Here is an 11476-nt window from a genome sequence, read left to right on the forward strand (position 1 = left end):
TAGATAGTCTAGATGGAAGCTCATAACGGTAAATGTATTAGTAGGTACATTTTACACCATAAACTCAGGAGAGCCGAAAGGTTTGTAGAGGGAATAGCCGGCAACGGTGGTGACAGCTTGCAGGTAGATGTTGCTGAATTGTTCTTTTTGTTGGTTGATCTCCACTTCAATGTTTTTACGATTTAATCTAAACAATATATTTTTGGGTTAATACCCTAATTCGCTGGCTGGAAGATCGGCCTTTACCCAATCGACAGGCTGTGAGGTTTGATTTCTGATTATTGGCTGGTATGTACCATCATACCCAAGCATCTTAAAAACAATGCGTACCAGAATATCGTATAAATGATAAGTAATTCTTACAACATCATTTATATCGTATGTTTTTTTTTGGAAGCTAAAGTCACCCGTATGCACTGCAATTCCACGATATCCAGACAGAACACTGCTCCAATGAGTCCTTCCATCAGCTCGTGGGTTACTTTGATAGTAGGCATCAATAATGTCAGCATCATGTAAACCCAAATGCTTTAGTAAGTCCGTTACAGCTAGACCGAAATCCCTGTCTATGTTGCTAGAGTTAATCGTTTTATCAGCAATTTTGTTAAGTAACTTGCTTTGCCCTGAATCACTTGCAGCTTGTGCCGCAGAACGAATCTCTTGTGCCGCCGACCTAAGAGCTTTTTTGACGATCTCCTTATAATCATCATCTAAGCCAAGAAGTAAATTTTGTCTGTCTAGCTTATAGTGGTGACATAAATAATCCAAGGCTCGACAAATTTTATTTAGCTTGTCTTCAATAGTAAGGCTATGTGAACTGCTTTGAACAAGGTCAAATATTACAAAACCTAAAGGTGCTTTTCCATAATGCGTTGAAGACTGAGCGCAGGTGAGTAAATAGCCAGTTCCCTGATTATATTGTTCCGAAATAGGGGTGTGTCCTCTTGAAAATTTTGGCTGACCGAATCTGTTATGGATGCGTCGGACAAGCCCACCATTAGCATCTCTGAATTCAATCCAAGGAATTCCTACCTCAGAACCCGTAGCAAGACTCAGTAAAGGGAGAAGATCGAATGGTAGCCAATTCGTCAATTTATCTATGTCAATGGATTCAGAGCCAACTTCCCCAACCATTACCGCTGTGATTGTACGTTGCACCTGACCAGAGTACAGCTTTTTTTTACGTTCCTTAAAATCAAGCAATTTTTGAATAAATCCCTTAGTTCCTTTGAAATCAAAGACAATTAAACGATGAATATTGAAAAAAAGCTTCCTGAATAATGGTGTCCATGTAGTATTCTCTGCATCGTCAAGCCTGGGAAGAATACGCAGGGGATGGCCATCAAGCTGTGAATTTAGCTGAGTAAAATCTGAGATTAAGTTAAATATTGGAAATACCCAATATTTAGGAAGTTCAGCATTTATATTGTCAAAATATGAAGGAAAAAAATAAAATTCAACTCTCGTGTTATCCCCGCCCAAACTACTGATAGGGTTGTAGACTATACTTCCTTGTGCGGAATAGGTCCCATCAGGAGTATTGACAGTTAAACTTTTACACGGGTTGCTTCCACAACGATTTGTAGAAGAGAAACTACCCTCTTCCTCGGCGGGAGCTGCATTAAAGAATTCTATACAATTAAAGCTGAGGGGCTGTTCAGTATGGTACTTGGCTACGTTCATTTCAATACTGGAATTACCAAATTCATCAAAGGAAATTTTAACCCTTCCTTCGATATATCCTTTAGGATTTTCAAATTCAGCCCGTCCTTCTCCTTCATAGTCAATGTTGGTTAAGAACCAATTGTTATGGACACCGTTATTTTTTTTATTGGAACTCATGTCATTACTCATGGCATTTTTCGTATTAAAAAAATATAAATTTGAGAAAAAACAGGGTGATTTTACCTGACGAATAACAGCAAGTATGGGGGCTTTCTCCTGATTCCTTCTATCTGAGAAACTAACAGATTTCGACTCCATCCTTGCTCGATAGAATAGCGAATGTACCACTCGCGGTAAACAGGATATTTCACAGCCTCCAGAATGGGGAGATTCTGCCTCCAAGGAATTTGTGCAAGCACCTCTTGCACAAGACGATCGCCAGAAACCTAGTTTTTTTCCCACTTCGCCGTCAAATGCAGCATCTTCTCGTCCAAACCCTCCTCCTCCTCCTCCTTCGACTCCGCCCTCACATACCTCTCAGGAGTTAAAACCTAACACTTACCGTTTTGCTTTTTTGTTGCCTTTTGACTCCGCACCAGTGTTACAACTCTTCTGGAAAGTACATTTGCAGCAAATCGGCCCCGCCCTAACCCCACTGGCCTAACTTCTCCAGAACTTAGGTAAAAAGCACCTAAAGTATGATGCGAAACTCGGGCAAAACTCTTACTCTATAAATCCATCGGGCATTAAACCGATATCCACAACCGCTAAGATTTATTGCCAAAAATTAAATCTTTCCGGCGAAAAGTTGCTATTTAATGAATAAGACTTTACAATCCAGCAAGGTAAATGAAACTCTCAATGAGCAGTGCTGCAAGCACTAACCCGAAATGGGTCGCAAGTGCCAAAAAGCAGCAAAAGCTACATTTTTTAACTCTTTCAACAGCAAAGCATTGGCAAAAAACCCAGGGATCGACGGTTGGCATCTTGGAACGAATGCTTTGCTCGCAATACTACAAATGTATCAAAACTTGTCTGCCAAATTTAGCCCTAACCGATGCCTAGCTGTAACTCTTGCTGCGTAAGGTTTCAGTTTCTAATTAGGCTGGTTTTATTGTCTTTAACTACTTGAGGATTCGATCGCATGATTTCGTCTACAACTCAATCCGATGTGCTGCCTTTGCCTTCGCCAACCGTAACGGCTGCAACCCAAACCAGTGTGGCTGCAGCAACTGGGGTGTGCGTGACGGTTCACGGTCACTTTTACCAGCCACCCCGGGAAAACCCTTACCTGGACGCGATCGAACGCCAAGCCAGCGCCTCTCCAGCCCACGACTGGAACGAACGCATTGACATCGAGTGCTACCGCCCGAACGCCTTTGCCCGCATACTTAACGATCGCGGCGAAGTCACGGGGATCGTCAACAACTACGAGTATATGAGCTTCAACATCGGGCCCACCCTGATGAGCTGGCTCGAACGCTACGACGCGGAAGTCTACCAGCGGATTCTGGAAGCCGATCGCAAAAGCTGTCAGCGGCTCAACGGTCACGGCAACGCGATCGCCCAAGTCTACAATCACATCATCATGCCTCTCGCTAACGAGCGAGACAAATACACCCAAATTCGCTGGGGGATCGCAGATTTTCGCTCCCGGTTCGGTCGCGATCCCGAAGGAATGTGGCTCGCCGAAACTGCCGTAGACTACGCCACCCTCGAAGTTTTAGTCGCTGAAGGCATCCGCTTCATTGTCTTAGCCCCCTCCCAAGCCGAACGCTGCCGCCCGCTAATCGGGCAAAACCACGAAGGGGAACATGGGCATAATTCCGAATGGCACGAAGTCGGCGGGGGTCAAATCGATCCGACTCGCCCGTACCGCTGCTATTTGAAGCCGGAAATGCGGTTGATGGCTGACCACCAACTCTCGCCGCTGAGCACTCACTATTTTGGCCGCCAGCACTCCCAAAATTCCGAAGCCCCACCTGCCAACACTCCCTACATTGATATCTTTTTCTACGACGGCCCGATCTCGCGGGATATGGGCTTCAATGACGTTCTCAGCAGCAGCCACCACTTGGTCGGGCGCTTGGGTCAAGCAGTACGGGGAGACCACCGACCGGCTCAATTAATCTGCGTGGCGACGGACGGCGAAACTTTCGGCCACCACAAACACAGTACGGAAAAATGCCTCGCCTACGCCTTCACAGAAGAGTTTCCCCGTCGAGGCTGGACGGTGACGAATTTTGCTCATTATTTAAGTCAAAATCCGAGCGCTTGGGAAGTGGAACTCAAACCGGTGACGGCCTGGAGTTGTTCTCACGGGGTCGATCGCTGGCAAGATGATTGCGGCTGCGGTGGTGGCGGCGGATGGCACCTCAAATGGCGCCGCCCTCTGCGGGATACTCTGAATTGGCTGCGCGATCGACTGATTCCGATTTATGAAGAAGCGGGGCGCAAGCTGTTGAGCGATCCCTGGAAAGCCAGAGATGAATATATTGAGGTCATCCGGGATCGATCGCCCGCTAACGTTGACAGTTTCCTTCAACGCCATCAAGTGCGCCCCCTCGATGCCGGAGAACAGGTGGACGCCCTGCGACTGCTGGAAATGCAGCGCCACACCCTGTTAATGTTCACTAGCTGCGGCTGGTTTTTTGAAGAAATTTCGCGGCCAGAAGGCGTGCAAATTCTGCGCTACGCGGCCCGGGCGCTGGAATTGGCGGGCGAAGTTACCGGCATCCAGCTAGAAAAGGATTTTGTCGCTCAACTAGCCCTCGTACCCAGCAACGTTGAGTGTTTTAAAACAGGGGCAGAAGTTTACCGCCAACTGGTGGTGACAGCCCAAATTAGTCTCAGACAAGTGGCCGCCCACTACGCAATCAGTTCTCTGTTTGCCAAATATTCCCGCGAAGAGCGAGTTTACTGCTATCAGGCCCAGCAGGAAGATTTCCAAATTCAGCGCATGGGATCGATGACTCTGGCTGTGGGTCAATTGGAGTTAACCTCGGAAATTACGCGGGAAACAGAGGTTTTTGTGTTTGCTGCGTTCCACCTCGGCGGCTGGGACTTCCACTGCTGCATTCAGCCTTTTGGCAGCCGCCGGTCTTACACTATGCTCAAAGAGCGGTTGTTTGGAGTTCTCCAAGAAGCTTCGGCCGCCCACGCGATTCTGGAAATGGTTCGCCTGTTTGGAGATCAGTCCTTTAGCTTGCGGGATTTGTTTGCTGAGGAACGCCACCGGATCGTGCAGTTGCTGAGTCAGGAAAACTTGACTCGGTTGGATCAGCTTTACACTCAGGTTTACCGGGAAAATTACGGGGTGATAATGGCGTTCCACCGCGACGATCTGCAGGTGCCCGTAGAGTTGCAGGTGGCTGCTGAGGTGGCTTTGGGACACCGCTGTTTGACGGCGGCCAAGGCCCTGGAACAGGAAACCGAGGACGGGGAGTCGCTGCTGGCAGAAATAGAGGCGATCGCCACTGAAAGCGGCCATCTCCGCTGTCGGTTGAACGTTCCCGAAGTCAAGCAAATTTTGGAAAGGCTGGTTTGGCGATCGCTAGACAGGCTGCTGCAAGCAGGATCGGGCGCGGAGGATCGCTCGCCTGTCAAGTTGGAAGCTGATATCCGCACGATCGAGCGTTTGATTGCGGTGGGCGATCGGCTGAGTCTGGGTTTGTGTCTGGATCGATCGCAGGAACTGTATTTCAATTCTCTGTACAGTCAAATTGTGCCTCTGTGTTTGGGCTGGCTGCAACTGCAAGATGCCTCGGCGGGCGACAGTGTGGTCGCTGCCGTTGCCTTGGGGATTGCCGGTTCCGGCGTCGGCTGGGACTTGTCTTCGATCCGGCAGTTGCTGGAGTTGGGTCAAACCTTGGCCGTTGATGTTGAGTGTTGGTTAAATCAGTTAAGTAAATAGTTTCCCGATTAGCCAGATCCATTCCCGCCCCTGAGAATCCGCCCGATCGAGATTTAAATCTCGATCGGGCGGATTCAACCTAGAATCATCAACATTTCGGCTGACGTGGATCGCGGCTGGGGATCGAAGCAGCGACAGGGAACCGCCAACTTTGTTTAAGTTTTCGCTCTACTTGTGGGAAGATAAGAAGACTGTCGGCAAAGCCTACAAGTGTTAAGCACCCGTAGGCTTTGCAGAGTTTTGAATAGAGAACACTAAATATAAGTCTGTCAGGAACCTCAGCCTAAAGGCATGAGGCTTGAAAGAGAAATCTAACAAGCCATCCTGACCAGCCTAAGTCTTTACTGACTACGTTTTTTGAGTCACGATACCGGAGAATGCGAAGCTAGTTTTCCGCTCTATCGCTTGCAACTAAACAGTCTTAAGGTCACTGAGATAGTGTTGCTAGCCTAACAAGCTCACTAAACATTGGCGAAGCTAACTTTACCCCAGAAATGGGAGTTTGAGGCAACCATGCCTCACCGGAGGGGCAACCATACCCCTCCACCCCGCGAGGGGATTCAAATTAAATGTAAAGCCGTGCTAAAAGCACGGGGTTTCTACCCATTTTTCTGATGAAAGTTGGCGATCGCGTTTGCATTAAAAACTCTGTTGTTGTCTACCACCATCCTGAAAATCGCAGTCAACCATTTGATATTAAGGGTATGGAAGGAGAAGTCGTGGCGATCGTTCACGAATGGCACGGCAGACCTGTCAGTGCTAATTGGCCGATTCTAGTACAATTTGACAAAAAATTTCGAGCTCACCTGAAAGAGGATGAGGTCGAATTGATATCTTCGGAAGTCTAGCTGTCTCAAAAGTTGAAGCCGGAGCCCAAAGACAATATCAAATCCCGTCAGTCGATTTTAGATTTTAGATTTTAGATTTTAGATTTACTCCACAGATGAATCTGGAAGCTTGAACTAGAGTCTAAAATTTTGCGCTGATCGCGAGTCCTGTCGGAAAGCAAGTATCCGTTTTTGGGCGGGAGTTATATAGCTGTTGTACAGTTTGTAGTGAGGGCTTCACTTTTTTCTGTAGCTTTTAGTCGATGGGCGGGACTAAAGTCCTTACTACAAACCATCTTTTTTATTTAACCCTTAATTTTTCGACCGTGCGCGGCTGAACCAACCTAAAATATTCCAATCTCCCTGCATTTTCTGCAATTCCTGCTGATGCTGCTTGGCTGTAGCGTAATACCACTGGCAGTGAAGTTCTAGTTCTTGACGGTACTTAATTTCATCGTAAAACTCGCGGACAATTTGGTGTCTCTGAAAAATTTCGGCCGCGGGAGTCGGTTCTGGGGCAATGTTTTGCAACTCGTGGGGCAGCATGATTGTTTGGGGGCGACTGTGGCAAATCTTGGCTGTGATTGCTCTAGGCTAACACATTTCTAAGTAAGGCGCGATCGCACAACTCTACCTTCAAGATATTGCTGCGATCGTTAACACTATTGAACTGGTCGATAAACTCATTGCTAAGAAGCGCGATCGCAGCAGCATCTTCATCTATATTACAGCTCGTACCTAGCACTGCACTAACTAGATTTTGTCTTCTCGTAATTCCCGGCCACGGCCTGACATGGATATTAAGTTTTTGCTCTAAATTAATCGCTAATCCGATAGTGTTACCTTCAAGCCAGCCGCTGCATTTTTCTAACTCGCCAACTTCTGCACTACTTACCGTCAATACTAAAAACGCATTCGATTGTTCAGGTAAATCGGCTAACTCAACTAAAGTTGTCCAAGCGGTATTTCCCGCCAATACTTCCTCGGCAATTTCTGCACCGCGCCCCAATTCGCGGCGCAATATTTCTGCGGTCGATCGCGTGACATTTCGGGTACTATTTTGACAAGGTTCGATCGATGTTATTACAGGAAACCATTCCCGCGATTTTCGCACTGGATACTGTTTTCCGGCTTCAGTTAATGATATTGGTTGAGTCCAATCGTGTTGGCTGAGGATTTGGAAAAAATTGGCAAGTAATATGTCCAGTAATTTATCGTCTCTGGGGCCGGGCGGACACGGGGACACCCCCCCTACAAAACCATCGTTTTCCGTAGGGGCAATCCCCCCGTGGTTGCCCCGAAACAGCCTAGGGGAATTAGGGGTTATATCTCCACATTGAATGGAAGTCCAAGCTGTCAGTAACGCCCAAGAAAAATTACCCAGAAATCCCCAAGCATTACCGTGAATTTGACGTGCTTTCGCCCAGGTTCGCACCGCCCTTAACAAGTTTGTAAATACATCCCAGGACAGATGTTGGCTGACTGTATCCACTATTAAGTCCGCTTCCAAAATACCGACTGCGGCACTCCAACTGACGGGATCGAAAAAGGGTCTGGCGGCTTCAGATAACGGTTCAATTATCTGGGATTGTCCCAGGGTTGTAGCACAGAGTAAATCGACGGCCACTCCTTCAATTTCCATTCTCAATACTGGCACTCTTGCCGATTTTACCAGTTGGGAGCGATCGCACAATCCTGCTAGTCTATTTTGTACCTGTTTGAGGAATGTTTCCCCTGTTAAAGGGACGGGAATTATACAAATTAAGTCTAAATCGCTGTGGCTGCTTTGTACGCCTATACGTGCCGATCCGATTTGCTGCAACAATGGTGGGTAGCCCAAACATTCTCGACAAGCTTGGGCTACGATCGATTGAATTGCTTGTCGATGCTGTAGCTGTGTTTGGGTTAGTTTGGGATCGAGTTGGTTGATTATTTCTATTAGCGATAAGTTAAACCCATCTTCTCCTGTTTTTGCGCTGGAAATTTCTGGCGGATTTTCGGCTTTTAAAGGTATGCGGTATCTAACCTGGAATGGTTCGCGATCGCGGCGGCTAATTAGGGCGATCGAGTCTACTTGAAATTGTAGGGGATGCCATTGGGAAAGTTCGGTTTTGGCGGCTTGGGCTGTGGCAAATTGACCTGCGGTTAAATGGGGTGTGAATCCGTTAGCCGATCTGGTACTTTGTTCGTTACATTGGGTAAATATTTGTTGAAGTACGGTTTGCAATCGATTTAGTGAATCAGCAGGTTCGGGAATAGGATTTAACCATGCAGTACAGCTAGAAGAGTGGGTAAAAATTTCAAAGTTTGATAGAGTGATGGTAAATGGTTCTAGTTGTTTCAGTGCTTGGGCGATGGCTGCTGCTGCTTCTGGAAAATACGCCTCTGGCACAAAACCATACAGTAGATTGATATGCGGCATCCAGCGGTGGAATTGCCGATCGCACCGGCGGCGAATTGTTTGAATTGCGGGTAAAATTTCATCCGGCGGAATTATGACAACTGCGCTTCGATAGACAGGTGGGATGGTTTGCAAAAAGGCGGCAGATTCTAGCTGGGTAAGGATACCAAAATGATCGGAGGGATAGATTTTTCCTTCTGTATCTGGTACGGGATTGCAGGCAAATAATTCTATTTTACTAGATATCCAATCTCGATCGTGACTCCGCAACACCATCCTATCTAACCGTGCCGCAAGTTTAGTTAGACTCATTAATTCTGCCAAGGGATTAGCCTGGGGATTGAAAGTGTAGCCCGGATCGTCTGGATGGAGTGTTTGCCAAATATCGATAAAATTGTTTTGGGTTAATATCTCTGCTTGTTCGTTGCCTCTAGCATTAAAATCGCCAACAATTAGGCAATCTCCGGGCTGTGTATTCAGATATTCTAGCAAGATATTAAGTTGCTTCAATCTCACTTCGAGAGCATTTTTATTGTAATCGCTGGTGAAATGGACGGCGGCGACATTTAGAGTTTTCCCGTTAAGCAACCACTTTCCTACTAATACCCGCTTCCGCTGCGAGTAGCGATATTCTACTAAGTTAAACCGCAATCTGGATAGCAGCAATAAACCGTGCCATTCCAGCGTCTCGCCTTGGGGAGATTCGGAGATATTATAACCCTGCACCCAATCTTCAGCTAACAGTATTTCTAACAGGCGCGGCGTTACTTCTTGGAGGGCGATAATATCCGCATCACACTGACGCAGATGTTCTATAATTATGGGAATTCGCTTGGCTGTCTGCGTCTGCTCGGATTCGTAGCGATCTGATAATACGTTAAAACTTGCAATTTTTAATGTTGTTACTGTTACCGACTCTAAGGAATAATCGATGGCTTGCCAATTTTCTCGATCGTAGCGGTAAATAGGTATGGTGTGGAAGTCAGTAACAGAGATCGAAGGTAGCAGGTGAGGAAAAATTTGCTGTTTCTGGTTTTCCGATTCCTCGTTTCCCGCTACCACCACCCATGCTGTGACTGGTAATTCTCCAGTAGCAAACAAGTCTAGCAGCCGATCGCGATCCCAAACAATTGTTTCCCTGCATTTAACATAACGAATCCGATGCCAGGGAATATCCCCGTTTACTTCCCATTCTGACAGGAGTTTTTCCCGGATATTGCCAGAAATGCGATCGCTAAAACCCAGACTAAAGGCGCGATGGTCTAAACGACTATCCCATAAAATGCGATCGTAAACCTCGCGGATTGTCGCCATTTTTTGTTTTGGAGACTTTGGCTTTGACATTGTATTATTTTGTTATAGTTACCATTGTATGACAAGCGTAATTATATTGTACTACATAAAGAGCGATCGTGTAGGGTGCGCTCAATATTGGTACAACTTTAGTCCTGAACGCAGAAACCGGATTTTTTTACGGAAATAGTGCCTCAAGGCCTTTTATTTTGGTAAAAAACCCGGTTTCTCAGTCTTGATGGGCAATACTAAATCCGGGTTTGTCATCCCCTTTTTGAAGGAGGCGATTGAAATCTCCCCCTCTCCCCCTCGCGCTTGGGAAGGGTTTTTTAACCCGGATTGGTATAAGTCCTGAACTTGTGTACGGGCGACGGCTATAAGTCCTAGATTGAATCCAAAATCCAAAATCTAAAATCTAAAATTCTCTCAAAGCCATCCCCGCAATCGGTAGACGAACAAACCGATGTATTCTTTTAAGGCTTTGGTTGACTGGTTTAACTGATAGGTATCCGGCAATAAATCCAAGGCGACTGCTTGCCAATTGTTTTGGGATGCTGCGATATCCTGCTGCGTTATCTGGAAGTCTGTTGGTGCGGGAATTGCTTTTATTCCTTGCCGCTTGAAAATTAAGAGCGATCGAGTCATGTGCATCGCCGATGTCACTAGCAAAACCGGCCCTTTTATGCCTTTAGCATCTAAAATTTTCCGCACGTTGACGGCATTTTGATAAGTGTTGTGTGAATCGGGGTCTTGCAGAATTGCTGATGTCGGTACACCCATTGTTTGGGCAATTTCTGCCATGTCTGCCGATTCGGGAGCCCCGCCGCCTTTCCAATCTACTCTACCGCCGCTGAGAATTAGCAGGGGACTTTTGCCTTGCTTGTAAAGTCGGGAACCGTAGATTATTCGATCGCCCGCTTCCGCTAATTCTACCCAAGGACGGGGAGGTAAAGCTGCTTTGACACCGCCGCCCAAGACGATAATCGCTTCAGCTTGGGGGAGTTCGGCGGTTGGTAAGTTTTGCCATTCGAGCGATCGAACTAACGATTTTGAAACCCAACCGCTACTTCCGAGCAGTAAAATAATTAGAGCTGCAGCAATTGGCGCCGCCGCCCATTTCGGACGCTTCCAAAGTGTGATTAAAGCCGCCATCATTAACAGGCAACTCAACCCCAAAGGATAAATAAACAGCGGCAGGAGTTTCGATAGAAATACAAACATTCAATTGGGAATTTGGCATTGGAAGTACGCTCCCGTAGCCGAAGTATTGGGTATTGGGCCAAAGAACATTAGTGACTGTTAACTAATGACTAATGACTAATGACTAATGACTAATGACTAATGACTAATGACTAATGACTAATGACTAATGACTAA

At 46.6% G+C, this 11476-nt stretch carries 9 protein-coding genes; 3 read left to right on the forward strand and 6 right to left on the reverse strand.

What is annotated here, in order from left to right; all coding sequences use genetic code 11:
- Positions 1–51 precede the first annotated feature (51 nt).
- The 3 genes from QUB06_RS32600 to QUB06_RS34840 are packed head-to-tail and all read right to left on the reverse strand — an operon-like array spanning position 52 to position 2093.
- The gene (locus tag QUB06_RS32600; protein ID WP_333438797.1) at positions 52–195 is read right to left on the reverse strand and encodes a hypothetical protein; all 144 of its coding nucleotides are present in this window, start codon (positions 193–195) and stop codon (positions 52–54) included.
- Positions 196–207: 12 nt separating this feature from the next.
- Complete coding sequence (locus tag QUB06_RS32605) at positions 208–1983, reverse strand: hypothetical protein (RefSeq protein WP_333438798.1); 1776 nt, start codon at positions 1981–1983, stop codon at positions 208–210.
- Complete coding sequence (locus QUB06_RS34840; RefSeq protein WP_445251444.1) at positions 1905–2093, reverse strand: DUF1016 N-terminal domain-containing protein; 189 nt, start codon at positions 2091–2093, stop codon at positions 1905–1907. Before QUB06_RS34840 ends, QUB06_RS32605 begins: the two co-directional genes overlap by 79 nt.
- On the opposite strand from QUB06_RS34840, the gene QUB06_RS32610 reads away from it, so the two are divergent.
- From QUB06_RS32610 to QUB06_RS32620, 3 genes are all read left to right on the forward strand, one after another.
- Positions 2075–2329: a hypothetical protein gene (locus QUB06_RS32610; RefSeq protein WP_333438799.1), complete on the forward strand. Its 255-nt coding sequence runs from the start codon at positions 2075–2077 to the stop codon at positions 2327–2329. The genes QUB06_RS34840 and QUB06_RS32610 overlap by 19 nt on opposite strands.
- 480 nt (positions 2330–2809) lie before the next feature.
- The gene (locus QUB06_RS32615; RefSeq protein WP_333438800.1) at positions 2810–5578 is read left to right on the forward strand and encodes a DUF3536 domain-containing protein; all 2769 of its coding nucleotides are present in this window, start codon (positions 2810–2812) and stop codon (positions 5576–5578) included.
- Between the two features lie 614 nt (positions 5579–6192).
- The gene (locus tag QUB06_RS32620) at positions 6193–6426 is read left to right on the forward strand and encodes a ferredoxin-thioredoxin reductase variable chain (RefSeq protein WP_006635793.1); all 234 of its coding nucleotides are present in this window, start codon (positions 6193–6195) and stop codon (positions 6424–6426) included.
- Positions 6427–6717: 291 nt separating this feature from the next.
- On the opposite strand, the gene QUB06_RS32625 is transcribed toward QUB06_RS32620, so the two are convergent.
- From QUB06_RS32625 to QUB06_RS32635, 3 genes are all read right to left on the reverse strand, one after another.
- Positions 6718–6951: a hypothetical protein gene (locus QUB06_RS32625; RefSeq protein ID WP_333289934.1), complete on the reverse strand. Its 234-nt coding sequence runs from the start codon at positions 6949–6951 to the stop codon at positions 6718–6720.
- Positions 6952–6994: 43 nt separating this feature from the next.
- Positions 6995–10150: a poly(A) polymerase gene (locus tag QUB06_RS32630; RefSeq protein WP_333438801.1), complete on the reverse strand. Its 3156-nt coding sequence runs from the start codon at positions 10148–10150 to the stop codon at positions 6995–6997.
- Positions 10151–10525: 375 nt separating this feature from the next.
- Positions 10526–11320: a YdcF family protein gene (locus tag QUB06_RS32635; RefSeq protein WP_333438802.1), complete on the reverse strand. Its 795-nt coding sequence runs from the start codon at positions 11318–11320 to the stop codon at positions 10526–10528.
- Between the last annotated feature and the right edge of the window lie 156 nt (positions 11321–11476).

Origin of the sequence: Microcoleus sp. D2_18a_D3, assembly GCF_036702455.1 — a bacterium.
GTDB lineage: Bacteria > Cyanobacteriota > Cyanobacteriia > Cyanobacteriales > Microcoleaceae > Microcoleus.

Coding starts and splice junctions, on each gene's coding strand:
- QUB06_RS32615 (WP_333438800.1), top strand. CDS start 2,810: ATGATTTCGTCTACAACTCAATCCGATGTGCTGCCTTTGCCTTCGCCA.
- QUB06_RS32620 (WP_006635793.1), top strand. CDS start 6,193: ATGAAAGTTGGCGATCGCGTTTGCATTAAAAACTCTGTTGTTGTCTAC.
- QUB06_RS32605 (WP_333438798.1), bottom strand. CDS start 1,983: ATGGAGTCGAAATCTGTTAGTTTCTCAGATAGAAGGAATCAGGAGAAA.
- QUB06_RS32625 (WP_333289934.1), bottom strand. CDS start 6,951: ATGCTGCCCCACGAGTTGCAAAACATTGCCCCAGAACCGACTCCCGCG.
- QUB06_RS32630 (WP_333438801.1), bottom strand. CDS start 10,150: ATGTCAAAGCCAAAGTCTCCAAAACAAAAAATGGCGACAATCCGCGAG.
- QUB06_RS32635 (WP_333438802.1), bottom strand. CDS start 11,320: ATGTTTGTATTTCTATCGAAACTCCTGCCGCTGTTTATTTATCCTTTG.